Genomic DNA, 26,434 nt, shown 5'->3' on the forward strand with positions numbered 1-26,434 from the left:
CTTCGATTCTTGAAATACCGGGAGCTTGGAATAGCCTTCGGAGATCACCACGTCGAGCGCGCGGCGCGGCGAATCGTCGACCGAGACGGCCACGATATTCGGGCGCGGTTGCATCACCTCGCGAACGATCGTATCGCCGAACTCGATGACCGAATGAATCATCTCCCGCTCTTCGTCTTCGATCACACGCTGCTCCGCGCCGACGTCAACGAGCGTGCGGATGTCTTCCTCGGTGACGAACTGGTGCGGATGTTTGATACCGAAGGGTTTCACGATCAGCTCGGCCGTGAAGAGGAACGCTCGCGAAACCGGCGTGAGTACCCACGAGACGGTTCGCATCGCCGGCGCAAGCCGCAGGCTCCACCGCTCGGCATCGCTCGTCGCCAACGTCTTCGGGATGATCTCCCCGAAGAGCAGCAAGATGATCGTCATCAAAACGGTCGAGAAAACCGCAGCGTCCGGCAAGCCGATCTTGATCGCGGTGTAGGTCGCCAGCGAATCGGCCGCCAGCAGCACGATCGTATTGGCCACCAGCACGGAGGTGAGGAAGCGGTTGCGGTCCTCGAGGAGCAATACCACGTCCTCCGCGCGACGCAGCCCCCGCTCGAGCATCGTGCGGGCGCGAATCTTCGAAATCGAGATGAGCGCCGCTTCCGAGGCGGCGAAAAACGCGGCTAGCACCACGAGCAGGACGAGAAAGCCGAGCTGGGGCCAATCTTGCTGTAGCGTCTCGCTCATCGACGCTCCCAGGGGCTGCGATGCGAGCGGGGACTTCGATATGGGTCGGTATTCAAGGCCGCGCCATTATAACACAACGTGAGGACGCACCAAGAGATAGATGGCCAGGGCCGCCAGGCTCCCGAGCACCGCCCCGGTCAACACCTCCATCGAGGTGTGGATGCGGGCCTCCACGCGACTCTGAGCCACCAGGAAGGCGATAAAGTACGCGAGTAAGCCGGCCAGCGGTTTTTGGTAGAAGAACGCCAGCATGGTGGCGGCCGCGAACGCCAGCGCGGCATGTCCCGAAACGGCGCCCCCTTGCAGGGCCGATCCGCGCCCAACCCAGGCCTTAGCGAAAATCGTCGCGATGGCGACCACCGCGAGCACGATCAGCGCCGTATTCGCCGGCACCGACTGAACGGCATTGAACACGCTTTCGCCGCCGGTGGTGATGCCCTGGTAAAAGATCAGGTAGCCGACGGCCACGGCCGCGACCGAGGCCACCAGGACCGCGCCGGCGGCCGCGTCCTTGGCGGTTTTTGCCAGCGGGTGATGGGCGACGGTCAGCAGGTCCACGATCGCTTCGATGGCGGTGTTGAGTAATTCCAGCGAGAGCACCAGCGCGATCAGGACGATCAACGCGACGATATAGTAGCGCTCCAGGTGCAGCACCAGCGACGCTAGCAGGACCAGAGCCGCAACGACCAAGTGCACGCGCATGTTGGGCTGCGTCCGGGTTGCGTACATGATGCCTTCGAAGGCGTGGTTGAAAGAGCGCCAGAGCCGATTCATCGCGCCTCCTCGTACGGCCACGGCATGCCGATCGCGGTCGCCAAGCGTCGCTCCTGCGCCTCCATCTCGGCGCGCTCGCCCGGCTTCATGTGATCGTGGCCTAACAGGTGCAAGATGCCGTGGATCAGGAGGCGCTCCAGTTCGCGCTGGAGCGGTGCATCGTAGTCCGCAGCTTGCCTGCGCGCCGTATCGACGGAGATCACGATGTCGCCGAGCATTCGCTCCGGCAGTGCCCGGCTCTGCTCGCGTTCGTCCGGATCGAAGAGCGGAAAGCTCAGCACGTCGGTCGTGGCATCTTTGCCACGATGCTCGCGGTTGAGTTCGCGAATCGTCGCGTCGTTAACGAGCGTGAGCGAAAGCGTCGAGCCGGGCTCGTCAACCGCTTCCAAGAGCGCTTCAACCGTTTTTTTAACCGCGCGCGCGTCGATGCCGCTCCTTCGCACTCGATTGTGATAGTAGATCACGGTGTGGGCCGAGCGTATGCGCGAATGATCCGCGCCACCAACGGATGGCGCACGACGTCCGTCTCGGTCAGTTCCACAATGCCGACGTCGTCAACGCCATGCAGACGGTTGGCCGCATCGCGCAAGCCGCTGCGCGCGCCGTTCGGCAGATCGATCTGCGTCACGTCGCCGGTTACGATCATCTTCGATGCGCTTCCCAGCCGCGTTAGGAACATTTTGAGTTGGTCGGCCGTTGCGTTCTGCGCCTCGTCGAGAATCACGTACGCATCCGAAAGCGTGCGGCCGCGCATGTAGGCGAGCGGAGCGACTTCGATCGTGCCGCGCTCCATATATTTCGCCACCACGGCATCGTCGAGCAATTCGGAGAGGGCATCGTAGAGCGGGCGCAGATAGGGGTCGACCTTCTCGCGTAAATCACCCGGAAGAAAGCCGAGCTTTTCGCCGGCCTCAACCGCCGGGCGCGAGAGGATCAATTTGGAGACCTCCCGATTTTTGAGCGCCCGTACCGCCATGACGACGGCGAGAAACGTCTTTCCGGTACCGGCCGGGCCGATCCCCAGCGTAAGGGTGCGCTCTTCCATGGCGCGCACGAAGGCGCGCTGGCCGTCGGTCCGCGGACGAATTTCCTTACCGCGATGCGTTCGGATCAGGGTACCGGGAAGAGACCGGCCGCCGCTTTGCGTGCGGGCGTCGGTGACGGCTAGTTCGACATCCTCGGGAGTGATTTGAGCGCCGCCGAGCGCGGCCTCGAGCATATGCTGCACCGCATGTTCCGCCCGCTCGACGTTGCCGTTACTCCCGGCCACTACCAGGGTGTCGCCGTCGGCCCGAATGGAGACGTTGAGGCGCTCTTCCAAGGCCGAGAGATTGCGATCGAATTGGCCGAAGAGGCGCATGCGATCGCCGAGTGGGGTTAGGTCGATGGTTCGCTGGGCTGTAGAGTCCAGGGTGCTTGCTCCCGTAATGCGATGGGCGGTCCGAGTACTTCCATTGCCACGACCGCTCGTACCAAGTTACGTCTATCTTCGAACAAACCGCGCAACACCCCGGTTCGGAGCGAAGGTTGCTGCAGCACGCCGTGATCGGCGACGATGCGCGGGGTCGACACGATCGGCGGCGGCGGCGCCGGCGCGACGATCGGCGGCGGGGGGGCCGGCGCGGTTATCGGTGGGGCCGAGACCGATACCGGGGGCACCGGTACCGCCGATATTGGGGGCGGGGCGCTGGGTAGCGATGCCGCGAGGCGTTGCGCGTACGCCCGTGCGACGCGCTGAGGGACGGGCGCCACCGGCGGCCGAGCGACGGTGGGAGCTGCCATTCCCACGCCTCCCAGCGTCTGCCGGCGCTTGTCCCGGGCCTTTTGCGCGCTCGAGCCGATGGTCGAAATGACGCCGATGACGGCGACTGCCGCGACAATCAGCGAAACGACATCGTGAGGATTCATGCGCTACTTGTTCGGCGGCGGCTGGGGCGGCTGCGAGGTATCGCCGTCCGTCGGGCCACCGATGGAGCTGCGCATATCGGTATCGGCCTGGATATTTTTCAGGCGATAGTAATCCATCACGCCCAGATGCCCGCTGCGAAACGCTTCCGCGATCGCCGCCGGTACCGACGCCTCGGCCTCGACGACACGAGCGCGCATCGCCTGCGTTTCGGCCTTCTGCTCCTGTTCCGACGCCATCGCGGCGTATTGCCGCTCCGCGGCTTTCGCCTGGGCGATCCGGCGATCGGCTTCGGCCTGGCTTGTCTGCAACTCCGCGCCGATATTTTTACCGACGTCGACGTCCGCGATATCGATCGAAACGATCTCGAACGCGGTACCGGCATCCAGTCCCTTGGAAAGGACGGTCTTCGATATGCGATCCGGATATTCGAGGACTTCCTTATGATCGACGGCCGCGCCGACCGCTGCGACAACGCCTTCGCCGACGCGCGCGATGATGGTTTGCTCGCCGGCACCGCCGACGTACCGATCGAGGTTACTGCGCACGGTGACGCGCGCCTTGACGTTGAGCTGAATGCCGTTCTGCGCGACGCCTTGGAAAATCGGGGTTTCGATCACCTTGGGTGTAACCGACATCTGCAAGGCTTCGACGACGTTTCGCCCGGCTAAATCGATCGCCGCGGCGCGCTGCCACTCGAGTGGAATCTGCGCGCGTTGCGCCGCGATCATCGCAAGCGTGACGTTTTCAACGTTACCGCCGGCCAGATAATGCGATTGCATTTGATCGACCGTGAGCATCAGGCCCGCCTTACGCGCCCGCACGTAATTGGTCACGATCACGCTCGGTGGAATACCGATCAGTCGCATGCGAACCAACGCGATGATGCCCAACGGAACGCCCGCGGCCACCGTGCGGATCCACATCCCAATCGGGAAATAGTATAAGAATGCGAAGAAGAGAATGAAGGCGACGACGATGATGACCAGCGCGCTGACTGCGACCACGAAGAGCTCCTTCTGGTGGTTACTGGTAGCTTGGGAGGTGAACGGGTTCCACGAAGATGCGTGCGCCTTGCACGCGCGTTACGCGAATGGGCGTTCCCTGCGCGATGAATTCGCCCTCGGTCAGGACGTCGACGCGTTTGCCGTCGATGTTCGCAACACCCGAGGGACGCAAGTACGAATCCGCCGTACCGGAAGCGCCGAGCAGACCGCTAAAATCCGAACTGGTCACGTAATCGGGGCCCTGATCCGCTCTCAGCATCAACTTATTCATCCAGGCGTTCTCCGGAAACGCCCGCGTGACGACCGCGAACAGGATCACGGTGAGGACGATCGACGTAGAAATCGTCTCGATCCCCACGAACAAGAGCGGTAAACCGAAGGCCCACAGCACCGCGCAGATCAGCGCCACCGCCCCGAGTATTCCGGGAGCCCCGTGCCCCGGGACGACGTGCAATTCCCAAAGAATCCCGAGCAGCCCCGCGATCGCCAAGAGCGCGACGACGCCGCCCGCGAAGCCCGCGTAAATATGCGCTCCGAAGAAGAGCGTGAGCGCGCCTAGGCCTATCACGCCGGCGATACCGTGCAGCGTCTGCATCTCGACCAGCAATCCGAGCAGTCCGAGCGTCAATAGCAGGCCGCTCACGATCGGGTTGGTGGCAATCCGAGCGATCTGCTCGCCCGGTGAATACGTCGCCGTCTGAAGCGCCGCGTCGGCAAGGTGTTCGTTCTCAAGCATCGCGTCGAGCGTCGCGGCGGTACCGGTAGCAACGTGGGCGCGGATCGCTTCATTGGCGTCCAGGGGTGACGTCAGGCTTTGCGCCATCCCGGGAAGCGGCTCGACCGCACCGATGGAGGCATCCGGGGCGAGGACGACGTGGGAGGCGGCCAGGGCTACGAGCGCCGCCGCCCCATAGGCGCGGTGCTCGACGTAGGCGTAAACGGGCCGTCCCGCCGTGCCTAGCGCCGCGCGGATCTCGCTTGCCGCAGCGGGAAGGCCGCTGCCGCTATCGACGTTGAGAACGATGGCTGCGGCACCCGAGCTTTGAGCCTGCGCGAGGGCGCGCGCGACGAGGTTCGCGGTACCTTGGTCGATCGTGCCCTGGATGGGGATGAGCTCCACCGGCGCCTGCGTGGGAACCGCCGCCGCGGCTAAGCCGACGAAACCGAACGCGATGAGTCCCGCCGAACACGCGGCGCGAACGCGCTGGAAAACCATCATGCCGCTACCTACTCGGTAGCGGCATGAAAGGTTACGAGAAAACTCGGGGGGTTACGCGAGTTCTTCGGTGACGATCGCCCGCACGAGGTTACCGTCGGCCAAGCCCTTGAGCTTCGGCATGACGGCCTTCATCGCGGCGCCCTGATTGCGCCCATCCGCCGGAAGCTCCGCCAGGATCGATTTCACGATCGCTCGGACCTCTTCGGCCGATTTTTGCTGCGGCAGGTACGCGGCCAGAATATCGCGCTCGGCGCGCTCTTTCTCGGCCAGATCGGTACGCCCGGCCTTCTCGAACTCGGCCAGGGAATCGTTGCGCTGCTTGACCAGGCGACGCACGACATCGAGCTCCTCGTCCTCGGTAAGGTCTTTTCCGGCTTCGGTCCGTTTATAGGTGAAGCCGGAGAGTGCCGAACGCAGGGTATCGAGGCGCATCTGGTCGCGCGCCTTCATCGCGTCCTTCAGTTCGGACGAGAGACGGTCTTTAAGGGCTGCCATGAGGAAGGTTACGTGCGACGCTTGCGCGCGGCGGCCGACTTCTTCTTTTTGCGAACGCTCGGCTTTTCGTAATGTTCGTGCTTGCGTGCCTCTGCCAAGATGCCGGCCTTTTGGGTGGCCTTCTTAAAGCGGCGCAATGCGCTCTCAATCGATTCGCCCGGAGCTATGCGAACTTCCATTCTTGTACGACCCCCCTTCGCGCCGCGGCACCATGGCCCACGACAAAAAATGCGTAAGGCCGAAAACGGCCTCAACCGCCGTACTGTATCACAGCCGGCAGCCAGGGTCAAACGACGTATGGGGCAACGAGGGCGCCCGAGCTATCCTGGGGGCCATTCCATGAAGCGGCCGGAGAGGACGTGAATGTGGGCGTGATCGACGGTTTGGCCGCCTTCGGCGCCGGTGTTGACGACCAGGCGAAATCCGCCGCCGGATTGGCGGCCCAGGCGAGATGCCGTCGCGAAGAGCTTTGCGAGCAACGCGCCGTCTTCTGCGCGCTCGATCTCGGTGACATCGGCGAAATGCTTCTTCGGGATGACGAGCCTGTGAACGGGGGCCTGCGGATTGATATCGTTGATAGCGATCACATCCTCGTCTTGGTAGACGGGATTGCTGGGAATGTTGCCCGCTATGATGTCACAGAAAATACAGTCCACCGATGTTTCCCCTTAGGAGGCTCTCGGAATTGAGCACGTTTCCGGCTCAACTCCGACAGCCTCCTAGCGATTGCGAATGATGAAGCTCCACGACTTCGTAGTGGTGTTCCCGGCGAGATCTGCCACGCGGACTCTCACCGAGATCGTGCCGTTCGGATAGCTATACGCGGGCATGTACTGAATGAACTGCGCGGTTCGCACGCAATCGGCGGTGACGTCGCGCCCGTTGACCCAGAGCAGCACGCTCGAAGGATTGACCGGCACGCTGACGGAGGCGAACGTCGCATAGACGGCAGGCCGGCTCGTGTTGACGGTTTCGCCGGCCGCCGGAGCGTACCCGGAGACCCCCGGCGGCGTACTCGACGCCGAGAGCATCTGCGGAGCCTGCACGAGGGGCGCCTGCACGGCCCCCAAGCTCAGATGCCCGATGATCGGCACATTGAAGAAATTGGCACCCGCTGGAATCTGATACGACGCCTGATAGAGCCCGGACGGCCCCTCGCTCATCGCTAAATTGCCGACGTACGGGCCGATGTCGAACGTCGCCGACCCGCCCGGCGTCCCGCGGAGGGTGACGCTCACACTTTCGCCTGCGCGTAGCGGGCGATCGGCACTCGAGTTGACGCTCGCGATCTGCGGGCCGGCCGCCGGGCCGGCAACTGCGGCGACCGCGCGACTCACCAGGATTTCGCGCACTTCGTTGGTTTCGACGTTATAGCGGACGGTCGCGCCGTCACCCACATGCAGGTCGGCGATCTGCGCGGACACACCATTGATCGATATCACCGTGGTGCGCGACGGAGCGATCACGTGGCCGTCGGCCAACACAAAACGATTCGCTGCTACCGCGGCAACGCGCCCTTGGTAGGAGCCATACTCGTCTTCAACCCGCGTCACGTGTCCGTTTTTACGCATCGTGATGCGCGCGAAATCTCCCGGACGTACGCTACTCAACTCACCCGGTACCGTGACGTTCGCGTTGACGTCGTGCATCTCGATGCTTGCGTTCGAACCGATCGGAATCGTGCGCACCGAGGCGTTGTAGGTGAGCGTGACGGTGGGCGGATCCGAATCGATATCGACCGCAGTCACGGTCCCGATGCGGACGATCGTGTTCTTGGTGCTGGTGACGCCCGCGCCCGACCGGCCGACCAGTTGCGCCACGATCGTCACCTGGTGGGCGAGGCGATCGTAGCTCGCCTGCGCGCCGAGCACGCCGGTAAAGAAGCGCAACGGCGCATACAGCACGTCTTTGATTTCGATCGCGGCGGCATCCATGTACACCGGTTCGCCGTCGATGTGGGCTATGCGGCTGCCGATCGCCAGGGTTACCGTGCGCGCGCCGACGTGCGTCGTGATGATTTTGCCGCTCTTATTAAAATCCAACCCGAGCGATTCGATGGTGCGCCGCACCGGAACCAGGAGATGCCCGCCCTCGAACCGCGGCGGCGGCTGCATGGGCAGCACGTCGCCATTGATCACGATGGAAATCGCGCGCGGCGTAGCGCTCGGCAACGGCGCAACGCCCAGCAGCCAAAGAGCCAGTCCCACCACGGCGAGTGCTCGCTTCATACGTCGCCCCCTTCCGCAAAGACGGAGCGATACACCTCTGCAGTTGCCTGCGCCGTGCGTTCCCACGTCAGCGAGCGTGCGACCTCTCTGCCGCGTTCCAGGAGATCCCGGCGTAGCGTCTCGTCGCGCAGCACGCGTTCGATCTGCGCGCTCGCCGCTTCCGCATCGCGCGGTTCGAATTGCAGGCTTACCGGTGCGAGCGGTTCGGGGATCGATTCGGTGGTCGCGATCACCGGGCAGCCCACGACCATCGCCTCGACAAACGGCAGCCCGAAACCCTCGAGGAGCGCGGGGTGCACCAGCGCCCGCGCTCCCGCGTAATATGCCGCAAGCTCGTCGTCGCTTACGTCACCCAGAGCGATCGCGCGGCGGCGCGGGGTTGAGAGCCGTTGTAATGCTCCGCCGAAATCGTCGGCGCCGGTGAGGTAGAGATCGACCTCGAGATCGGCCGGTAGTGCCGACCATGCCGAAAGGAGCGTCGGAATATCTTTGTGCTCGCGATGATTGCCCACATTGAGAATATACGGCCGCTCCGCGCTGAAGGGCTCGACGGGGGTAAAGAACCGGTCGCGGGCCGCGAGCGGAATGACCGCGATCTTGGCCGGGTCGACATCGTAGTAGTGGACGAGATCGGCGATCGTGCGGCGATCGGAGGTAATGATGCGGGCGGCATTACGGCACGCCTTCTTGACCACCGTGCGATAGTACGGCCCGATGTACGCGCGGAAGTACCGCTCGAAACGCAGATGGATGAGGTCGTGGATGGTAAAGACGAATCGGCCGCCGGCGAGATACGGCACGTAGTGCGCGAGGTAGTGCGTCAAATCGATCCGGTCGCGACGCATGCGCAACGGCATGCCGATTTGCTCCGCGAAACCGAAATTGCCGCCCTTGTCGTACACGCGATAGGAGAACTCCGGGGCAACGCGCGGCATGCGCGCGACGATTTCGCCGATATAGGTCGCCATGCCGACCGAAACGCGGCGGCCGACCCGCGCGTCGAACCCGATGCGCTTCATGGGTGGTCCGGCGCGCGAAACGCCGCCTTCCAGGCAACCACCGCCGGGTAGCACGCCGACCACCACGCGACGTACCAGCCGCGCGGGCCGTCGAGCACGGCGCCGCGGCGCACCAAGAAATCCACACAGCGGAGCGGGGCGATCAGCGTTGCCGCGAGGGCGCGCACGAAACTCGCCTGCATCCCGGCGGCCTCGATGGAGGTGTACCGAGCGAATTTCGAACGATACGATTCGATCGTCGGGTACGAATAATGCAGCAGCGTTCCGTCGAGTTCGCCGACCGGCCCATCGCAGACCAGACGCTCGTGAAGCGCCGCGCTACCACCCGCCGCGGGGCGTGCGACGACGCGCGCGCGTCCGGTGCGCACGAGTCGCAGCAGCGGCTCGTTGCGCCACATCCGTAAGGGCTTACCGCAAAAATAGGTCGTCCGGCGCACGATGTAGCCGTCGACGTCTTCGGGCGCGCGCTCAATCGCCTCGCGCAGGATGTCGTCCAGCGCTTCATCGGCGTCCAGCACGAGAGTCCACGGCGTGCGGACGGCAGCCAGAGCGTACGTCCGCGCATCTACAAAATCGATCCAGGGCCGCACGATCACTTCGGCGTTCGCCGCCGCGGCGTATTCGACGGTACGATCGTCCGACTCCGCGTCCAGCACGAGGACCGCCATCTCGCGCGGCAAGCTGGTCAGCGCGCGCGGAAGATGCCGCTCTTCATCGCGCGTGAGGATCGCGGCGGTCACGCTGGTGACGTTCAGAGCGAGTGCGTGCTGTGCGGGGCCGTCTGGCCGTGAACGCCGCGCATGCGCTCTTCATGCACGAGCGCCGCACCGACGAAATCGCGATAGAGCGGCGATGGTTTGTTGGGGCGCGATTTGAATTCGGGATGCGCCTGCGTCGCAACGAACCACGGATGCATCGATTGCGGGAGTTCGACGACTTCCACGAGCGTCGCCTTACCGACCGAGTGATGCCCCGAGAATCGCATCCCGTGCTCTTCGAACGTCGCGCGATACTTGTTGTTGAACTCGTAGCGATGGCGATGACGCTCGCTGATCTCGAGGTCTCCATACGCCTTGGCGGCCAGGCTCCCCGCTTCGAGCTGGCAGGCGTAGGCGCCCAGACGCATGGTTCCGCCGTAGATCTCCAGGTCGCGTTGATCCGGCATGAAATCGATCACCGGATCGGGCGTGGCTTCGTCGACTTCGATCGACATCGCGCGCGGGATACCGCACACATCCCGAGCGAACTCGACACAAGCGAGTTGCATCCCGAAGCAGATGCCTAGGAATGGGATCTTGTGTTCGCGAGCGTACTGAATCGCACGCAGTTTGCCGTTGACGCCGCGTGCTCCGAACCCCGGCGCTACGAGGATACCGTCGACGCCCTTGAGGACGTCGATGCCGTCGTTCTCCACGACGACCGAATCGATGCGCCGAATTTCAACCTCGGCTTGATGGAAGATGCCGGCGTGGTAGAGGGCCTCGTTGATCGAAATATAGGCATCTTTGAGTTCGACGTACTTGCCGACCAAGGCGATGGTGACGCGGCGCAGCGGGTGGCCGATCCGCTCGACGATCTTCGCCCATTCGTCGAGTTGCGGACGCGTGGTGGCCAGGCCGAGCTTGCGCACCACCGCATCTGCCAGCCCTTCAGCTTCCAGATTGAGCGGCACTTGGTAGATCGTCTTCGCATCGCCGTTCTGGACGACGGCGCTGGGCGGCACGTCGCAGAAGAGCGCGATCTTCTCCTTGAGTTCGATCGGCATAGGCACCGAGGACTGCGTCCGGCAGACGATCGCGTCCGGCGAGATGCCGATCCCACGGAGCTCGCGCACCGAATGCTGCGTGGGTTTGGTCTTTAATTCTTCGGCGGCGCCCAAATGCGGCACCAGCGTGAGATGGCAGAACATCACGTTCTCGTCGCCGACGTCGTAGCGCATTTGGCGAATCGCCTCTAGGAACGGGAGCGATTCGATATCGCCGACCGTGCCGCCGACCTCGACGATGCACACGTCGGCGTGGCTCGCTTCGGCAACGCGCTTGATGTGCGCCTTGATTTCGTTGGTGATGTGCGGGATCACCTGAACGGTCGCGCCGAGATAGTCGCCGCGGCGCTCTTTTTCGATGACCGAATTGTAGATTTGCCCGGTCGTGACGTTGTTCGCGCGCAGCAGATTTTCATCGATGAAGCGCTCGTAGTGGCCAAGATCCAGATCGGTTTCCGCGCCGTCTTCGGTGACGAAGACTTCCCCGTGTTGATACGGGTTCATGGTGCCGGCGTCGACGTTGATGTACGGATCCAATTTTTGGATCGATACGCTGATTCCGCGCGCTTTCAGCAACCGCCCGAGCGAGGACGCGGTGATGCCCTTACCGAGCGAGCTCACAACGCCGCCAGTAAAGAAAATATACTTCGCCATCTCGGGAAGACGGTATTCCGCGCCGAGCGCTATGCTTCCCGCACCCGGACGAACCGTTCGTGCCCCGCGTAGTCCAAGCCGATCGAGACCGCCCCACCCGGGAACGCATCCGAGGCCAAGGCCGCCAGGGCCGCCACCGAAGCCGGCGCCGCTTCCAACAGCACCAAGCCGCCCGGTTCGAGCAATGCCGGGAGCTCCGGTAGCAACCTGCGGTACGGGCCGAGGCCGTCGGCGCCGCCGTCGAGGGCGAGGCGCGGCTCGAAGCTGACCGGGTCCGGTGCGGGGGCGATCTGCGCGGTTGCGACGTACGGCAAATTCGCGAGGATCGTATCGAAGCGCCGGCCGCGCACCGGCGTCGCCAAATCGCCGAGCAGAAACTCGCAGCGCGATGACACGCCGAGCCGCCGCGCGTTTTCGCGCGCGATCTCCAGCGCCTCGGGGCTGATTTCGGTGCCGGTAACGCGCGCGCTCGGTAGCTCCGCAGCGAGGGTACACGCGATCGCTCCGCTGCCTAAGCCGATGTCGAGAAGTGCAGGGGACTTGGCGCGTGCGCCGCCTAGGTGCGCCAGAGCTTCATCGATGAGATGCTCGGTTTCCGGACGCGGTACGAGCACCGCCGCGCCGACGGTGAATTCGCGGCCGTAGAACCACGCGGTCTGGAGAATATAGGCGACGGGCTCCCCGCCGCTACGTCTGCGCACGTAGCCCTCGAACCGCTCGCCGGCGTGCGCATCGACGCGTGCATCGGCGTGCGCGATCAGCCAATCGCGGCCCGTCCCCAGCGCATGCGCGAGCAACAGCTGCGCGTCGGGACGCGGCGAATCGCTGCTCGCGCCCAGCCGCTCGGCCGCCGCAGCCAGGCTATCACCGACGGTGACGGGCACGTCCGACCCGAGCACGCCGTTACGCGGGGGTCGCTTCGCCGGCGAGCAATTTCGCGCGCTCGTCTTTGAGCAATTCGTCGACGATATGGCCGATGTCGCCGTTCATGATCGCCGGAATCTTTCCGAAATTTTGGTTGATCCGGTGATCGGTCACGCGATCTTGCGGATAATTGTAGGTCCGAATCTTCTCCGAACGATCGCCGCTGCCAACTTGGCTGCGCCGCAGCGAGCCCATCGCTTCTTCTTTTTCGCGCTGCTGGCGTTCGTACAACATCGAGCGCAGCATCGTCATCGCTTTTTCACGATTCTGCATCTGCGAGCGCTCTTGTTGCGAGGCAACGATAATGCCGCTGGGCACGTGCGTGATGCGAATGGCCGATTCGGTTTTGTTGACGTGCTGGCCGCCCGCGCCGCTGGCCTTATAGGTGTCCACCTGCAGATCGGTCGACTTGATCTCGATCTCCACATCATCATCGACTTGCGGCAGCACCGCAACCGTCGCCGTGGAGGTGTGGATGCGCCCCTGCGCCTCGGTCGCCGGCACGCGTTGCACGCGATGGACGCCGGACTCGTATTTGAAGTAGCGGTACGGTTGGTCGCCCCGTACGCCGAAGACGATTTCTTTATAACCGCCCGCGTCGCTCTCGCTCTCCGAGACGAGTTCCACCTTCATGCCTTTAGATTCGGCGAATCGCATGTACATGCGAGCCAGATCGCCCGCGAAGATTGCCGCTTCGTCGCCGCCCGCTCCGGCCCGGACCTCGATGAAGATGTCCTTGTCGTCGTTCGGATCCTTGGGGATCATCAGGAGCTGCAGCTCGGCTTCGAGCGCCTCGGCGCGTTCGCGCAGCGCGCTCGATTCTTCGCGCGCGAGTTCGCGCATCTCCGCATCGTCGGTTTGGGCGATCAGCGCGTCGTTCGCGTCGATTTCGTCGAGCGCTTTGCGATATTCGGAATAGGCCTGCACGGTCTCTTCGAGCGATGCGCGCTCTTTTACCAACGCGGTAAAGCGCGCCTGATCGAATGCGCCGCCCGTGTTCGCGAGGCTCGCTTCAATTTCGTTGAAGCGGCGCACCATCGTATCGAGGCGAGCCGCTACGCTCCCGGTTAATCCAGCCATCGTCTCTATTCAACCACGTTCAGCACAAAAAAGACGAGCCGCTAGAGCGACTCGTCTACAGGTGTGGATGGGGACGCTACGCTTCGACCGCGACCTTTTTCGATTCACGCTCGGCGTTGCGAACTGCAGCCTCTTCTTGCTTCTTCTTGGCTGCGGCGGCACGCTGGTTGAATTTGTCGACGCGACCCGCGGTATCGATCAGCTTCTGCTGACCGGTAAAGAGCGGGTGGCAAGCCGAGCAAATTTCAACCGAGATGTCCGAGAGCGTCGAACCGGTCGTAAAAGTGCTACCGCACGCGCAATGGACGCGAGCTTCGGTGTTCCATTTGGGGTGGATATTCTGTTTCACAGCCCCTCGATTATAACAGCCATGGCAAGAGGGGAGTGCCACCAACGTGACACTCCCCTCGTTAGGCCGAAATCCGGTGCCGGGAGTACCCGGTTACGGAACGCTCGGACTCGTGCCACCCGCAGTAGTAAGGGCCTGGTTGATCAGGTATCCGACGAACGGCACGCCGACGCCGGTGACCTGGTCGTATCCCGGACCGGCCGAGAAGCCGGGTTGAATCGTACCTTGGTTGCTCACGCTATTGGACCCGGCGGTGATGTCGTAGAACGCCGACGGCGCCGCGTAGGAGCCGTTTGCCGCGTAGATCTTGTAGAGCAAGCCGGCCGGATTGCCGAGACGATACGGGTGCGGGCCGGTTCCACCGGCAGCGCACGCCGCGTTTTGTTTGCAGGCCTGGAGCACGAGAGCCCATGCCGCGGCAAACTCCGGCGAAGCGGCACTGGTGCCGCCCGAAGCGCCTTGCGCTTCAAATCCGGCGAATCCGCCGTTCATCAAGAGGAACGGCCCGGTGTTCGGGTCGGCCAACATCGAGATGTCAGGGGTTCCACGAAGCCCCCCCGTCATTGCCGTGATGGCTGGGATCGCCGCTTGCCACGGAGGCGCCGCGAACGTCCCTGAGGGGCCGCCGCCCGAGCCCGCAGAGTTATCGAAGAATCCGTCGCCGCTCGCGGTCGTATTGCTCGCCCATGCAGTGATCTGCTGGCCCGCAACGAGGTTCCCGGCATTATCCATCGGATAATTGACGCCGCCGATTGCGACAACCGATGGGTCGGTCGCGGGGTAGTTTGCACACATCTGGGCCGTGGGAACTGCCTGGTTCTTCGCGTTAAGCGTAGAGCAGTTATATGCGCCGTTGTCTCCCGACGAGGCAAACGCCGCGATGCCCTCCGCGGCGAGCGCCGCGAACTCGAGCGGTCCTACGCCTACACCCGAAGTGTTGAAATAATATCCGAGAGCATCCGGGTCGCCTAGGCCGTAGCTCATGGTGATAACGTCGGCTGTATTATCGGCGATCGCTTGCTGAATTTCGTCGTCGGTTAAGTAGAGGCCCTGAAGCCCAATCGCTCCCGGCGGGCAGCCGCCACCCAAGCAATCGTTGTGATTGAACGCGAGATAGAACAGTACGTTCGCACCGGGGGCAAGCGAAGCGGCTTGCTCGGTGTCGAGCTGGGCTTCGCCATCCTCAGGATTACACGACGCCGTTGGGAATGTGGCACTGCCGCCGGAGCACGGTGCCGTTACGGCCGGAGGAGTCGACAATCCGGTTGGATCGTCAAAGGCGCCCGTGCCGGTGTTGTTGTTCTGCGCGCTCGGGGTTTGGGCGACCGCCGGAACCAGCGTAATCGGCGCCATCTTCGCACCGGTTGCCGCGGCGAAGGCCGGGTAATCAGCAGGCGAGATGCCGCCCGTGCCGATGATACCGATATTGATTCCGGCTCCAGTGAACGATTTCGAGTAGGCGCCGGTATAATCGAAAGCCCGAGCGATCTGCGCCGGATGTTCTCCGAAATACGAACCGTTACCGGGGCGCAGGAAGAACGTGCGATTCAAGTGCTCGTTCACCAGTCCCACGACGGCGGCGATCGGAACCACCTGCGCGAAGTGCGGTGCCGATTCCGGCGCGATGAATTGGTTCCCGCCCTGGCCCTGGAAGACGCCGAACTTCGTACCGAATGCGGCTTCGAGATCGGCTTGTTTGCCGGTAACGACCATCAGCAGATGCTGAGGCCACGTCCCAACCCCCAGGTTGTACTTCTGGAAATACGCCTCAGCCGCGGTGACATCGTTTTGCGACGCCCCGAACTGCTGTCCGATTTGTTCCGGAGTCAGGAAGTGACGGTATAGGCCGGAGCCCGGATTCGCTACCTCCTGGGCGTATTGCAGTAACCCTTGGGCGTTCTGCGGGTTGACCATCACATCGACCGACATCTGATTGAATTGCGCCGGACCGATTTGGTGTGCGTTTTGGAGCAACGAGGCTCCCCAACTAAAGTCTTGGAGCGATCCCGGGACGGTATTTTGTCCGCCGCCGTTGGTGGTCTGCGGAATAGACGACGTCGTTCCGCCACCGCCGCCGCCGCCGCATGCCGCGAAGAGCGAGGAGGCGAGCGCGAAGGCGAACGCCCGTGCTAGTAATGAAGTCTTCACTGCGGGCGACCTCCGTTGGTGCTCAAGGTACGAATGTAATTGACGAAGGCCGCCGTGCGCTTCATGTGAACGGCACTGATGCTTGCGTTGAAGTTCGCTTCCGCGCCGGCGATAGCGGCTGGAGCCAACGAAAGCAATCCCTGGATACCGGCCCCGCTGCCGCTCTGTAACGTGAGCGTCTGCGTGGTGTTGGTGATCTGCAGGGGCTGGCCGCTGCTGAAGTTGTGCGAACCATATGTATTGGTTCCCTGCCAGTTATAATAGCTCAGAACCGCGTCTTGCAGCGCGACGCACACGGGCCCTACCGTTGGGTCGACGTACGCGTCGGTCTGCGTGATCTCTTCGTATCCTAAAATCGGATCGATCGACTGTACCGTACGGCGGACGTCGTTACCGGTGGTACCGTAAGCAGCCGGAACGCTGCACGAGGCCGGGAACGTAGCACTGCTCGTGACGGTGCTATCGCTGTAGAGCGGATTCGTCGCCGAAATCGGCGCGAACCACGCATTACCCTGAATGATATACGGATTTGGCGTTATACCCAACGCCGGGTTGTAGTCGATCGAGACGGTAATCAATCCGCCGGCCGACGGCGCAGCCGAAGGCGCGGAGAAACCGTACGAGATAACCTGTCCGCCGAACAACGCGGGCGAAGCGCTCGGCGTGGAAATACCGCCCGAACCATCTGAGTTCAGCGTGATCGTCGCGTTGGTTCCATCCGGCGCGACCAGGGCATCCGTGTAGCTGCCATCCGCATTTTGCGTCCGCGCGACGGTCGTGCCGTCGGCGTATTTTTCGTTCGCAGTTAACGCCGCAGTATTCGACCACGTGAGGCCGTTGCTCTCCGGCTCTTCGTCGATGATCAGATAGGGCGAATAGCGCACCTGCTGCGAATCGTTGCTGTCATCGCTATAGTTGATGCCGCCGACGACGAGATTCTGCAGATTGCCGGTGCCGGCGGTCTGCGCGACTTCTTCCTGCGTCGTATACGTATGCGTCACGTTCGGCAGGGCCTCAGTCTCGGTGGTTTGGTAGTAGGTGGTTTTTGAAACCGGGCTCGTGATCGTCGTCGATTCGTTGATCTGCGAGGTGAGGTTTTCATTCGGGTACGGCGACGCGGCCGGATATGCGTACGTCGCTTGCACGTTTTTCGTGCCGCTAAAGACGACGTTAAAAGGAGCGGGCGAGGCGGTGGGCGAGCCGGGGCTCGGAACCGAACCACCCCCACCGCAAGCGGTAAGGGCTAGGGACGCCGCGACCGCTGCTATGAGAAAAATGCGTTGTCGCATAGAGACAAACTCCAAAAGCTATTGCAGCAGCGAAGCCCGGGAACAGAAAAAGGTACGCACGTAACCGGAGCCAAGAGCACCGCTTTCCTGCGACGTTTTTCGAATTTCCCGAACGTCTATGCGTCCGGTCGTTCAGAAATGTTAAGTTTTCACCTGCCCCGCAGGGGGAACAAATAACCACTCGGTGTCGTTACCGGAGTACTATATGAGATTTGTCACTACGATGAAAGTCGGCGTCGTCGCCCTCCTTGCAACGCTCGGATTGATGGCTGCTGCGCCAACCCTGGATGGCGCTCGGGTAGCCAACAGCGGGTCGACCAACACCGCCCCGTGGACGCTCACGATCCGCTCCGACGGCTCGGGCACGTACACGATCGGTCAGCGCCGCTACGGCACCTCGCCGGCGCCGCTGGCCCCCCACCCTATCTCGGTGCCGTCCGCGCTCGCGCAGCGGCTCCTCGCCGATGCGAAAGCGGCGAGGGAGGCCGGCGCCCAGAGCGGGCACTGTATGAAAAGCGCGTCCTTCGGATCGACGACGATCTTGACGTATCATGGCTGGGCGTCCGGCGATCTACAATGTCCCTCGTCGTCAGCCGCGCTTGGGGCGCTGGCCGCCGACGTAGCCGCCGTGCAAAAAGCGGCGAATCTCAATACGATGCCCCGCCCCGTTCGGCTTCCGCCCAACGAACTGCGGCGACCAAACCCACTCACCAGCCCCTAACGCAAAGGACCATCCGCAACCGTGCATAAGGCAACAGCGTGAAATTTCAGTCGACTTTTTTCCTTGCAGCTAGCGCCTTCGCCGCGCTCTTGGCCCCGTCGCTCACGCAAGCAAGCGTAGCGGTCGCTTCTACGCCGCCACCGAGCCCGCCGCCATTGACGGCGCCGTCGGCGGCCCCTTCAACCGGCGCGCTCCCGACACCGGTTACGAGCACGATGCCCGCTTTCCCGACCCCGGTGATAACCCCGATTCCGCTTCTCGTGCACGGCAAGCCCGTGCCGACGCCGAAGCCCACACCGACGCCGCCGATCAACGCGCGCAAAGGCATCTCCGGCGTGTGGGAGATCCAAATTCAGCGCGAAAATGCGCGCACGCAATACACGCATTTCAAACTCGACCAGGTCGCCGACACGTTGACCGGTGAGTATATGGATGCAAACGGCAAGAAGTATCCGCTCGAAGGCTCCGTCGACGGCAAACATATGCGCGTCGTCGTCTCGTTGCCCGATGGCACGACGATGCTCTTCCAGTCAACCCTCGATGGAACCACCGACATGCTCGGCCTGCTAACGGATCCGAAGGGTGAGATCCCGTTCACCGCAGCCTATCGCCCGAAAGAAAACTGGATCGAAAACATCAACCCCGGCACCGGCCTCGGCGGTATGGGCGGCACCGGCGGAAGCGGCCTCCCCCCGCAGTAAGTCCGTCTGCACCGGTTGTAGCGCCGCCGAGAGCGGGCTACACCGGTTTGCCGGGGACGCACGGATTTTTCGCATCGTGCGAAAAATCCGGCTCCGTTCGTCGTCGCTCCCGCCATCCTGGCTCCGCTCCTCCTTCACAGGCCCGCCACAACGGCAGAGACTCCCCAAGACCGAGAGCATGGGGGTGAAAGGTGAATGGGCGGGGTGTCGGGCGTTTTTGGAATATTGCTCCCGCCATCTCGGCTCCGCTGCTCCTTCAGAGGCCTCGGCACAAGGGCAGAGACGGCAAAGGCCGAGGGTATGGGGTGAAGGTGAATGGGCGGGGTGTGGGGCGTTCTTGGAACATTCATTGGGGCTTCTTGGGATGCGAACGATACCTGGGTAGCATGTATACATGCTCTCGGCGAGTGCGATGTGCCCTTGCGTGGGCGGAATGGTGGACGATCGGATGCAGGGTATTGAGTACGAGGCCAAGCTTTTCAAGAATCAGATACATGCCGAAGAGGCCGTGCGGCGCTTAGAAGAAGTCGGCTACGGCCCGGAGCAAGTGAGCCTCATCGTCGACGAGCACGATATTCCGCAGGATCAGAATTTCCAGAGCGATACCGCTCCGACGGCTGCGCTGGGCGGCATGGGTGAAACGGGCCAGTCGGTAGGCGCCGTTACCGGCGGGGTGATCGGGGCGATCGTCGCCTCGGCTGCCGCGGCGGCGATGATCGTCGCCACGGAAGGCGTTGCGGCGCCCTTCGTGGTCGGGCCGCTGGCAGCGGTCCTTGCGGGGGTCGGGGCCGGCGCCGCTAGCGGCGGCATTATCGGCGGCCTGTTAGAGGTGGGGCTCGAGTCCGACGACTGGCGCACCGGTGTGCGAAACGGCGGCATCGTCGTGGTGGTCGCGCTGAAATCGGATGCGGACCGCGCCCCCGTGCGGAGCGCGCTCATTTAGGCGCGCACCTGTTGCGACCGCGCCCCCGATATAAAAACGCCAGGCTTACCCGTCACAGCTCAAGAAGCGGAATCGTTGCCTGCCTAAAGGGGGGCCCGGTATGGAGGAGGTCTACCTCGCAGTTCGCGATAGCGCGGCCGTAAACGCACGGATCGAGCTGTTGGTGCGCGACTATCAAACCCGAATCGCTCGCTACCTGCGGCGAATGGTCGGGGATAGCGAGGTTGCGCTCGACCTCACTCAGGAAGTATTTTTGGCGGCATTTCGGATGCTCAAGCAACACCCGGAGCGGCCGCTGACCGCGGGCTGGCTCTATAAGACGGCAACGAATGGCGCGATCTCGCATTTACGGCGGAAGAAAATCGTGCGCATGATCCCGCTGGAGCGCGATCACGACACGAGAAGTTGGCGGATCGACGAGCAGAGCGCGGTCTCCGTGGATCTCCAGGCGGCAATCGGGCAACTGCCACCCGAACAAGCCAGCGCCGTGCTCTTAACGAGCTACGCCGGATACTCCTCGCAAGAAGCGGCAGCAGTACTTGGCACTTCGGCCGATGCGGTGCGTCAACGCGTGTGTCGCGCGATGAAGACGCTGCGGTCGATCATGACGGAGCAATAAGTGGTTCGGAACGTCTGCGAGCGCGCCGAGATTTTGGCCGGTGCGATCGCATTAGGAGAAGCTACCGATAGCGAGCGCGCGGAGTACCGCGGGCACGTCGCGTCGTGCGCGTCGTGCATCGAAAGCCTGGGCGGCGAGCGCGAGATCGAACGCGTGATGGCCGGCGTCGCGCGCGCTCGCGATATGGAAACGTGGGAGCCGGTTATCGCTCCGCCGTGGCACGTTGCGGCGCGCTCGCGCAATCGGGCGTGGCGGATGGGCGCGATGGCCGCAGGCATCGCACTGGTGGCATCGGTCGGCGTCCATGCGTTCGTGGCGTACGGCCTGGGTGCGGCCAAACCCACGCCCGTCAATCCGATCGTCATCGACTACGACGGCCAACATTTGACGCTGGAGCGTCGCGTGCCGGTAACCAAACACGCGGCGGTACTCAAGGCACGCTCGGCGCACATGGTCGTGGTGCATAACGTGATTCATCTGGAAGCGCCGCGCACCGCCGTCGTCGGTGAGAGCGCGCGCAAGCCCGAGCCGCCTGCCATACACGTCGTCCGCACCGTCATCGCGCAAACCACCGTTGCGGCTTCGAATATTCCCATTTGGCGGCGCGATCCGGCCGGCGCTGCGAATGCCAATGCCGCCGCTTCGGCGCAGGTGCCGCCCCCGTTGGAACACCGAGCGGAGTCGATGGCCGTAGCCGCGCCCCCGACGATTCGCGAAGTGGAACCGGTCGGCGGCGATGCAGCCATCGATCCGGTGCCGCCGATGATTGCATACGCGGAGGGCGCCAACGGAACCACGGCGTTCGAACTCGCGGTGGACGGCCGCGGAATCCCTACGAAGTGCACGATTACCAAGGCATCGGGCTATCTCGTGCTGGATCACGCGGTCTGCAAGGCGGCGATGAAAGCGCGGTTTTTACCGCGCGAGATCAACGGACGCGGCGTCCCCAGCACGTATCGCGACGCATTCACGTTTCGTTCGAACGGTAACGATTAGTCTACCGATTTGCGGAAGAAGGCCAGCATCTTATTCGGCTCGGCCATAATCCGGAATTCTTCAAAGCCCCAGTTGCGAGCTTGGGCGATCGCGCGATTGTTGTTCATCGGTAACAGAAACGTCAGCGTTTTGATATTGCGTTTCATCGCCACGCGCTGAACTTCGCCGACCAGTTCGGTACCGATTTCCGCTGGCACGCCTTCGCGCACGCGCAGCCCTTCCATCATCGCGACGTCCATGCCGTTCGCGGCTTCCGGATCGTCGTAGCCCAAGGGCAACCTGAAGACGAGTTGCACCATCCCGAGCAGACCCGATTGGTCTTCGGCAATCAAGATAACGCGCCGTCCGGCTCGCTGCTCCGAGAGCCACTTCACCACGCGCTGGTTCCAGGTTTCGCGCGCGGGGGGTGGGCCACTAAGAACACCGTCCTTGCTCAAACGATCGACATCGCTCGCTTGTGCAAAGCGCAGAAAGACCTTTCGTCCAGCCACGGATACATCAGTACGCAAGTGGGGAGAACGCCACCTCTAGCCCGAATCCGCGCCGAATGTCGTTAAGGCTCCTCCGCGCCTGCGCCGTAGTAGTGGCGTTGAGCACCATGGCCGGCTGCGCGCATCATGCCGCGGTGCGTTCCTTGACTGCGGCAGTGGACCAGCGTTCGGCCGCGCCGACGGATTCGAGCGGCTCGCGCGGTGGCCGCGTCTTCGCGATGCAGTGCGCGATGTGTCACGGATCCGACGGCGGCGGAGGCCCGGTGGGCCCGTCGCTGCGCGGCGAACGAACGCGCAAGAGCCTCGCCGCCGTCATCGCAGCCATCAAGCACCCGACCCCGCCGATGCCGAAGCTCTTCCCGGGAACGCTCACCGCGCAAGATGTCGCCGATCTCGGCGCATACGTGCAAAGCCTGTGAGCGTGGACGCTCCGTTCATCTTTCGGTTTACGCGCGATCTGCGGCTCGACGACCATGCGGGGTTGGTTGCCGCGGCGTCGCACGGGCCGATTCTGCCGGTCCTGGTGATCGATCGGGCGCTCGAAGCGTCCTTGAGCCACTCGGCGCGCCGCGCGGCATTCTATTGCGCGGCCGTTCACGCGCTGGACGCGAGCCTGCGCGAGCGAGGCAGCCGGCTGATCGTGCGGCGCGGCCCGTTGGGCGCGAGCCTGCGTAATGTAGCGCGGGCGTCGGGAGCCGGAGGCGTCGCGTGGGGCGCATCGTATGACGGCGCCGGCATCCAGGGCGACGAACGGCTCCAGTCGGACCTGGAAGAGGCGGGGTTGCGGGCGGCGATCGTGCACGACGCGCCGGCGATCGGCCCGGAAGACATCGTGCAGGCCCGCGCGGCGCACGAAGGTGCGGGGTACCGCGCCTTCGCCCCGTACTTCGACTTGTGGCGCACGATCGAGGTTGCGTCGTACGAGGTGCCGCTCTTCGTGCGCTTCGCCCGCAGCGATCTGCAGAGCGAACCGCTGCCGGCCCCCAACGAGTTTGGAGCTGCGGAGCGCGCGATCGAGGCGGGCGCCGGAGTTGCCCGGGACGCGCTGCGTTCGTTTCTGCAAGATTCCGTCACGCAGTATGCGTTGACGATGAACGTCCCCAGCGAAGATCGTACTTCGCATCTCTCCGCGCATTTGTCGTTTGGAACCATCTCGGCACGGTCGGTCGTCCGGGCGACCAACGCGCGTGCCGAGGATCCGTTCTTGCTCGCCGAGGAGCGGGCATCGATCAAACTGTTTTTGCGGTCGCTCGCGCAACGCGATTTCTTCTTACAGCTCTCGTGGTTTCACCCGCACACGCAGAACGAGCCGCTCCAGGAAAAAATGGCAGAATTCACATTCGCTCGCACGCACGAAGGCTTGGACGCTTGGCGCGGGGGCCGCACGGGGTTTCCGCTCGTCGACGCCGGGATCCGGCAGTTGCACGAAACGGGGTGGATGCATCCGCACGTCCGCGCGGTTGCCGCGTCGTTCTGTTGCTTCGATTTGGGCGTGGATTGGCGCGTGGGGCGTGATGAGTGGGATCGCTGGACCATCGAGGACGACCGGGCGCTAGCGACCGGTAATTGGCAATGGGTCGCCGGCGTCGGGGCCGATATGGCGCAGTATCCGCGCATCTATAATCCCGAACGTCAAAGGCGCCGGTTCGATCCAACCGGCGCCTATGTGAAGCGTTTCGTTCCCGAACTCGCGCAACGTCCGCTCGCAACCTGGGGCGTTCGCGACGAGCGCCAACTCACGCTCGATTTATTTGCCACGGCCGCCTATCCGTCGCCGATTCTCGATCACGAGGCGGCGGCGCGTGCGTTTCTAACGCGCTATCGCGCGCACCTGGCTATTTTACCGGAAGACGCTCGTCGAGCCAATCGCTGACGATCGGCACTCGAACGTCATCGCCGTGCCACACTTTGATGCCGAAGAAGACGCTGGCAACCAGGAAGAGCGGCACCAGGAATGGCAGCAGGATCGACGCCGAAATCCCGAGCCCGGGAACGTTCGCGAGCAACGTCAGCACTGCGCCGAAGGCCCAAATGCCGATGTTGAACCCGAGCGCGTTGTACGTTTGCCGGCGCAGATAGGGCGACTGCTTGCGGTCGAAGAGTCCCAGTAGCGCCAGCGGCCAGAGCGGAAACCCGAGCGCGATCAATGCGCGCGATTCGACCGGGTCGTCGTGGTTGACGGCGACCGACTGCGTGACCGTGACGGTGGGCTGCTGCGGCGGCCCGGGCGGCGGCGGCGTTTGACGGCGGGGAGGCACCTCGCCGGCGATGCGCTCGCGGCTTCCCGCGGCGGCATCGATCTTTTGCGCGAGGCGGCAGCTAGGACACGTCCCCTGCGCGCTGCGGCACGTGGCGCAGATGGGTTTCCCGCAGTCGGTGCACGGCGCAACCGACGGGACATTACTGTGGAAGAAGCAGTCCATGGCGTATCTGGTCTCCATTTCGTTCACCTTCCCCACCTACCGCGCAGCACCCCAGGAGGTTTCACCGCGCGAGCCCCGCAAGTCCGCCCAGCCAATGACCCGGAATGAAACCATCGCACGGCTCGCAGCCGAGGCGCGACCGTACTTCCCCCGCCTGATCGCCGGCACGCTGCTCGGCACCCTCTCGGGCTTGCTGGCGATCGTTCCGCCGTGGGCATTCGGCCAAATCGTCAACCGCGTGCTGGCCCCCGTGCACGGGACGGCGCCGGTCATCGGCGTGCTGTACACGAGCCTGGGCGTCACGTTCGTAGCGCTCACGCTGCAGAACCTCACGCAATATTTCCAGACGTATCTCATCGTATTCAGCGGGCAGCGCCTCATCTCGGGCTGGCGCATCGCACTCTTCGAACGCGTCCTGAATCTGCCGCTCGGCGAATTCGATAAGTGGCGCCCTGGCGAATTGATCGCGCGCTTCAACAGCGACCTGCAAATCATGACCGATACCACCAGCACGTCGCTGCCGCAATTGATCACGGCGGTGGTCACGTTCATCGGTTCGTTCGCATACATGATCAAACTCGATTGGTTCCTGACGCTCACGCTAGTCGTCGTCGCGCCGATCGTTTCGCTCGCGGTGTCCAACTTTCAAAAGCTCATCAGCGCAAGCGCCGCGCGCACGCAGGAACGCATCGGCAGCCTCTCTTCAACGCTGGTCGAGATTCTCCACGGCCAACGCATCGTCAAGGCCTTCGGCCGCGAATCCTATGAAATCGAGCGCTTCCGCCGTCGTAACGACGATTACTTCGGCGCATACATGAAGCTGATCCAGTTCATCAACACGCAACCATTGGTCGTTTCTACGATCATGGTCACGGCGGTGATCGTCATCGTGTGGCTATCCGCGCGAGAAGTATTGGTGGGACGCCTCACCACCGGCGACGTGTTCACGTACTGGCTGCTGCTCGTCAACCTCGTCAACCCGCTCAACCGCGTGGCCAGCTTCGTCGGCGATCTGAGCAAAGCGGTCATTTCGAGCGGCCGCGTTTTCGAAGTACTCGATCTCCCGCGGGAAGAGAGCGACGACACCAAGGCGCCGCTTCCGAAAATCGAAGGCGCGATCGAATTCGACGACGTTACCTTCGCCTACGCCGCCGACGAGCCGCCCGCGCTCTCGCACGTCAACGCGAGCATTCGCGCGGGCGAGATCGTGGCGCTGGTCGGCCCATCCGGCGCGGGCAAAACGACCATCGTCAACCTCGTCCCGCGCTTCTACGTGCCGCAATCCGGCGCGGTCCGCATCGACGGCATCGACCTCGCGACCGTGCGCCTGGCCGACGTGCGCCGCCACATCGCGATCGTGCCGCAGGACCCGCAACTCTTCCGCACCTCGATCCTCGAAAACATCCGCTACGGCCGCCTCGAAGCCTCGGACGAAGAAGTCTATGCCGCCGCCCGCGAAGCCAACGCCGACGAATTCGTTCGCCAGTTCCCCGACGGTTATGCAACCGAAGTCGGCGAACGCGGCGCCCGCCTCTCGGGCGGCGAGCGCCAACGCATCTCGATCGCCCGCGCGATCCTGCGCGATCCGCGCATCCTGATCCTCGACGAAGCGACCAGCGCGCTCGACAGCCACTCCGAAGTCCTCATCGAGCAAGCCCTCGACCGATTGCTGCCCGGCCGGACGACCCTCATCATCGCGCACCGCCTCTCGACGATCCGCCGCGCCAACACGATCCTCTATATAGAAGGCGGCCGCGTCCTCGAGTTCGGCACCCACGACGAGCTGCTCGCCCGCAACGGCCCATACGCCCGTCTGCACGCGGCCCAATTCGCGGGCTGACCGCCTGCACCGTAGCGGGTGGCGCTTGGGCGATGGCGGGCTGGGGAGCCGACACCACTATGGCGGGGACGCACGGGTTTTTCGCATCGTGCGAAAAACCCGGCT

The 26,434-nt window shown here is 63.5% G+C and carries 30 protein-coding genes; 8 read left to right on the forward strand and 22 right to left on the reverse strand.

Features of this window, described 5'->3' with window-relative positions; genetic code table 11:
• From VMW12_13645 to VMW12_13735, 19 genes are all read right to left on the reverse strand, one after another.
• A partial coding sequence (locus VMW12_13645; GenBank protein ID HUZ50766.1) for a CNNM domain-containing protein occupies positions 1 to 738 on the reverse strand: 738 nt, incomplete at its 3' end.
• Between the two features lie 66 nt (positions 739 to 804).
• Entirely contained in the window at positions 805 to 1,512 is a 708-nt protein-coding gene (locus VMW12_13650) for a diacylglycerol kinase (GenBank protein ID HUZ50767.1), read from the reverse strand.
• Entirely contained in the window at positions 1,509 to 1,955 is a 447-nt protein-coding gene (gene ybeY, locus VMW12_13655) for an rRNA maturation RNase YbeY (protein HUZ50768.1), read from the reverse strand. The genes VMW12_13650 and ybeY overlap by 4 nt, the downstream gene beginning before the upstream one ends.
• Before the next feature lie 17 nt (positions 1,956 to 1,972).
• Complete coding sequence (locus tag VMW12_13660) at positions 1,973 to 2,872, reverse strand: PhoH family protein (GenBank protein HUZ50769.1); 900 nt, start codon at positions 2,870 to 2,872, stop codon at positions 1,973 to 1,975.
• A gap of 17 nt (positions 2,873 to 2,889) precedes the next feature.
• Positions 2,890 to 3,420, reverse strand: a complete 531-nt coding sequence (locus VMW12_13665) for a hypothetical protein (protein HUZ50770.1) — start codon at positions 3,418 to 3,420, stop codon at positions 2,890 to 2,892.
• A 3-nt stretch (positions 3,421 to 3,423) separates the two neighbouring features.
• Entirely contained in the window at positions 3,424 to 4,425 is a 1,002-nt protein-coding gene (gene floA, locus VMW12_13670; protein ID HUZ50771.1) for a flotillin-like protein FloA, read from the reverse strand.
• Positions 4,426 to 4,444: 19 nt separating this feature from the next.
• Entirely contained in the window at positions 4,445 to 5,644 is a 1,200-nt protein-coding gene (locus VMW12_13675; protein ID HUZ50772.1) for an NfeD family protein, read from the reverse strand.
• Positions 5,645 to 5,695: 51 nt separating this feature from the next.
• Positions 5,696 to 6,139, reverse strand: coding sequence for a GatB/YqeY domain-containing protein (locus tag VMW12_13680; GenBank protein HUZ50773.1), 444 nt, complete (start codon positions 6,137 to 6,139; stop codon positions 5,696 to 5,698).
• A gap of 8 nt (positions 6,140 to 6,147) precedes the next feature.
• On the reverse strand, positions 6,148 to 6,318 hold the full coding sequence (gene rpsU / locus VMW12_13685; GenBank protein ID HUZ50774.1) for a 30S ribosomal protein S21: 171 nt from the start codon (positions 6,316 to 6,318) through the stop codon (positions 6,148 to 6,150).
• Positions 6,319 to 6,459: 141 nt separating this feature from the next.
• Positions 6,460 to 6,795 carry a histidine triad nucleotide-binding protein gene (locus VMW12_13690; protein ID HUZ50775.1) on the reverse strand — a complete coding sequence of 112 codons (336 nt, stop codon included), beginning with the start codon at positions 6,793 to 6,795 and terminating at the stop codon, positions 6,460 to 6,462.
• Positions 6,796 to 6,858: 63 nt separating this feature from the next.
• Positions 6,859 to 8,367, reverse strand: coding sequence for a copper amine oxidase N-terminal domain-containing protein (locus VMW12_13695; GenBank protein HUZ50776.1), 1,509 nt, complete (start codon positions 8,365 to 8,367; stop codon positions 6,859 to 6,861).
• A complete protein-coding gene (locus VMW12_13700) occupies positions 8,364 to 9,386 on the reverse strand; it encodes a glycosyltransferase family 1 protein (GenBank protein ID HUZ50777.1) in 1,023 nt (340 codons plus the stop codon). The genes VMW12_13695 and VMW12_13700 overlap by 4 nt, the downstream gene beginning before the upstream one ends.
• Complete coding sequence (locus VMW12_13705; protein ID HUZ50778.1) at positions 9,383 to 10,126, reverse strand: glycosyltransferase family 2 protein; 744 nt, start codon at positions 10,124 to 10,126, stop codon at positions 9,383 to 9,385. Before VMW12_13705 ends, VMW12_13700 begins: the two co-directional genes overlap by 4 nt.
• Positions 10,127 to 10,137: 11 nt before the next feature.
• The gene (locus VMW12_13710) at positions 10,138 to 11,805 is read right to left on the reverse strand and encodes a CTP synthase (protein HUZ50779.1); all 1,668 of its coding nucleotides are present in this window, start codon (positions 11,803 to 11,805) and stop codon (positions 10,138 to 10,140) included.
• 29 nt (positions 11,806 to 11,834) lie between these two features.
• A complete protein-coding gene (prmC, locus tag VMW12_13715; protein ID HUZ50780.1) occupies positions 11,835 to 12,704 on the reverse strand; it encodes a peptide chain release factor N(5)-glutamine methyltransferase in 870 nt (289 codons plus the stop codon).
• Positions 12,705 to 12,708: 4 nt separating this feature from the next.
• On the reverse strand, positions 12,709 to 13,809 hold the full coding sequence (gene prfA / locus VMW12_13720; protein HUZ50781.1) for a peptide chain release factor 1: 1,101 nt from the start codon (positions 13,807 to 13,809) through the stop codon (positions 12,709 to 12,711).
• A 76-nt stretch (positions 13,810 to 13,885) separates the two neighbouring features.
• Positions 13,886 to 14,158: a 50S ribosomal protein L31 gene (gene rpmE, locus VMW12_13725; GenBank protein HUZ50782.1), complete on the reverse strand. Its 273-nt coding sequence runs from the start codon at positions 14,156 to 14,158 to the stop codon at positions 13,886 to 13,888.
• Between the two features lie 93 nt (positions 14,159 to 14,251).
• Positions 14,252 to 16,306, reverse strand: coding sequence for a protease pro-enzyme activation domain-containing protein (locus VMW12_13730; protein HUZ50783.1), 2,055 nt, complete (start codon positions 16,304 to 16,306; stop codon positions 14,252 to 14,254).
• The gene (locus tag VMW12_13735; GenBank protein HUZ50784.1) at positions 16,303 to 17,595 is read right to left on the reverse strand and encodes a hypothetical protein; all 1,293 of its coding nucleotides are present in this window, start codon (positions 17,593 to 17,595) and stop codon (positions 16,303 to 16,305) included. Before VMW12_13735 ends, VMW12_13730 begins: the two co-directional genes overlap by 4 nt.
• Positions 17,596 to 17,800: 205 nt before the next feature.
• Between VMW12_13735 and VMW12_13740 the strand changes: the two genes are divergently transcribed.
• Positions 17,801 to 18,316 (forward strand): hypothetical protein, encoded by a 516-nt coding sequence (locus VMW12_13740; GenBank protein HUZ50785.1) that lies wholly within the window; start codon positions 17,801 to 17,803, stop codon positions 18,314 to 18,316.
• Between the two features lie 46 nt (positions 18,317 to 18,362).
• Here VMW12_13740 and VMW12_13745 read toward each other — a convergent pair whose 3' ends face one another.
• Entirely contained in the window at positions 18,363 to 18,530 is a 168-nt protein-coding gene (locus VMW12_13745; protein HUZ50786.1) for a hypothetical protein, read from the reverse strand.
• A 1-nt stretch (position 18,531) separates the two neighbouring features.
• On the opposite strand from VMW12_13745, the gene VMW12_13750 reads away from it, so the two are divergent.
• The 4 genes from VMW12_13750 to VMW12_13765 all read left to right on the forward strand — a co-directional run bounded on the left by VMW12_13750 (position 18,532) and on the right by VMW12_13765 (position 21,575).
• Positions 18,532 to 19,017 carry a hypothetical protein gene (locus tag VMW12_13750; GenBank protein ID HUZ50787.1) on the forward strand — a complete coding sequence of 162 codons (486 nt, stop codon included), beginning with the start codon at positions 18,532 to 18,534 and terminating at the stop codon, positions 19,015 to 19,017.
• Between the two features lie 448 nt (positions 19,018 to 19,465).
• Entirely contained in the window at positions 19,466 to 19,960 is a 495-nt protein-coding gene (locus VMW12_13755) for a hypothetical protein (protein HUZ50788.1), read from the forward strand.
• Positions 19,961 to 20,060: 100 nt separating this feature from the next.
• Positions 20,061 to 20,579, forward strand: a complete 519-nt coding sequence (locus tag VMW12_13760) for an RNA polymerase sigma factor (GenBank protein HUZ50789.1) — start codon at positions 20,061 to 20,063, stop codon at positions 20,577 to 20,579.
• Positions 20,580 to 21,575: a TonB family protein gene (locus VMW12_13765; protein ID HUZ50790.1), complete on the forward strand. Its 996-nt coding sequence runs from the start codon at positions 20,580 to 20,582 to the stop codon at positions 21,573 to 21,575.
• On the opposite strand, the gene VMW12_13770 is transcribed toward VMW12_13765, so the two are convergent.
• The gene (locus tag VMW12_13770; GenBank protein ID HUZ50791.1) at positions 21,572 to 22,066 is read right to left on the reverse strand and encodes a hypothetical protein; all 495 of its coding nucleotides are present in this window, start codon (positions 22,064 to 22,066) and stop codon (positions 21,572 to 21,574) included. The two genes, VMW12_13765 and VMW12_13770, sit on opposite strands and share 4 nt — an antisense overlap.
• Before the next feature lie 107 nt (positions 22,067 to 22,173).
• On the opposite strand from VMW12_13770, the gene VMW12_13775 reads away from it, so the two are divergent.
• Both VMW12_13775 and VMW12_13780 read left to right on the forward strand, forming a co-directional pair.
• Complete coding sequence (locus tag VMW12_13775; protein HUZ50792.1) at positions 22,174 to 22,485, forward strand: c-type cytochrome; 312 nt, start codon at positions 22,174 to 22,176, stop codon at positions 22,483 to 22,485.
• A gap of 2 nt (positions 22,486 to 22,487) precedes the next feature.
• Positions 22,488 to 23,939: a deoxyribodipyrimidine photo-lyase gene (locus VMW12_13780; protein ID HUZ50793.1), complete on the forward strand. Its 1,452-nt coding sequence runs from the start codon at positions 22,488 to 22,490 to the stop codon at positions 23,937 to 23,939.
• On the opposite strand, the gene VMW12_13785 is transcribed toward VMW12_13780, so the two are convergent.
• Entirely contained in the window at positions 23,902 to 24,507 is a 606-nt protein-coding gene (locus VMW12_13785) for a DUF4870 domain-containing protein (protein HUZ50794.1), read from the reverse strand. The genes VMW12_13780 and VMW12_13785 overlap by 38 nt on opposite strands.
• 76 nt (positions 24,508 to 24,583) lie before the next feature.
• Here VMW12_13785 and VMW12_13790 point away from each other — a divergent pair, with 76 nt between their 5' ends.
• Positions 24,584 to 26,329 carry an ABC transporter ATP-binding protein gene (locus VMW12_13790; GenBank protein ID HUZ50795.1) on the forward strand — a complete coding sequence of 582 codons (1,746 nt, stop codon included), beginning with the start codon at positions 24,584 to 24,586 and terminating at the stop codon, positions 26,327 to 26,329.
• Positions 26,330 to 26,434 lie beyond the last annotated feature (105 nt).

The sequence above is a fragment of the Candidatus Dormiibacterota bacterium genome (genome assembly GCA_035532835.1).
In the GTDB taxonomy this organism is placed as follows: Bacteria; Vulcanimicrobiota; Vulcanimicrobiia; order Vulcanimicrobiales; family Vulcanimicrobiaceae; genus DAHUXY01.

Bases quoted from the DNA above. Each gene is read 5' to 3' on its own strand.
- VMW12_13650 (HUZ50767.1), bottom strand. From the start codon at position 1,512: ATGAATCGGCTCTGGCGCTCTTTCAACCACGCCTTCGAAGGCATCATG.
- VMW12_13790 (HUZ50795.1), top strand. From the start codon at position 24,584: ATGACCCGGAATGAAACCATCGCACGGCTCGCAGCCGAGGCGCGACCG.
- VMW12_13660 (HUZ50769.1), bottom strand. From the start codon at position 2,872: ATGCGCCTCTTCGGCCAATTCGATCGCAATCTCTCGGCCTTGGAAGAG.
- rpsU (HUZ50774.1), bottom strand. From the start codon at position 6,318: ATGGAAGTTCGCATAGCTCCGGGCGAATCGATTGAGAGCGCATTGCGC.
- VMW12_13740 (HUZ50785.1), top strand. From the start codon at position 17,801: ATGAGATTTGTCACTACGATGAAAGTCGGCGTCGTCGCCCTCCTTGCA.
- VMW12_13785 (HUZ50794.1), bottom strand. From the start codon at position 24,507: ATGGAGACCAGATACGCCATGGACTGCTTCTTCCACAGTAATGTCCCG.
- VMW12_13735 (HUZ50784.1), bottom strand. From the start codon at position 17,595: ATGCGACAACGCATTTTTCTCATAGCAGCGGTCGCGGCGTCCCTAGCC.
- VMW12_13675 (HUZ50772.1), bottom strand. From the start codon at position 5,644: ATGATGGTTTTCCAGCGCGTTCGCGCCGCGTGTTCGGCGGGACTCATC.
- VMW12_13775 (HUZ50792.1), top strand. From the start codon at position 22,174: ATGGCCGGCTGCGCGCATCATGCCGCGGTGCGTTCCTTGACTGCGGCA.
- VMW12_13750 (HUZ50787.1), top strand. From the start codon at position 18,532: ATGCCCGCTTTCCCGACCCCGGTGATAACCCCGATTCCGCTTCTCGTG.
- VMW12_13680 (HUZ50773.1), bottom strand. From the start codon at position 6,139: ATGGCAGCCCTTAAAGACCGTCTCTCGTCCGAACTGAAGGACGCGATG.
- VMW12_13710 (HUZ50779.1), bottom strand. From the start codon at position 11,805: ATGGCGAAGTATATTTTCTTTACTGGCGGCGTTGTGAGCTCGCTCGGT.
- VMW12_13665 (HUZ50770.1), bottom strand. From the start codon at position 3,420: ATGAATCCTCACGATGTCGTTTCGCTGATTGTCGCGGCAGTCGCCGTC.
- VMW12_13700 (HUZ50777.1), bottom strand. From the start codon at position 9,386: ATGAAGCGCATCGGGTTCGACGCGCGGGTCGGCCGCCGCGTTTCGGTC.
- VMW12_13755 (HUZ50788.1), top strand. From the start codon at position 19,466: ATGCAGGGTATTGAGTACGAGGCCAAGCTTTTCAAGAATCAGATACAT.
- prfA (HUZ50781.1), bottom strand. From the start codon at position 13,809: ATGGCTGGATTAACCGGGAGCGTAGCGGCTCGCCTCGATACGATGGTG.
- VMW12_13760 (HUZ50789.1), top strand. From the start codon at position 20,061: ATGGAGGAGGTCTACCTCGCAGTTCGCGATAGCGCGGCCGTAAACGCA.
- VMW12_13695 (HUZ50776.1), bottom strand. From the start codon at position 8,367: ATGAAGCGAGCACTCGCCGTGGTGGGACTGGCTCTTTGGCTGCTGGGC.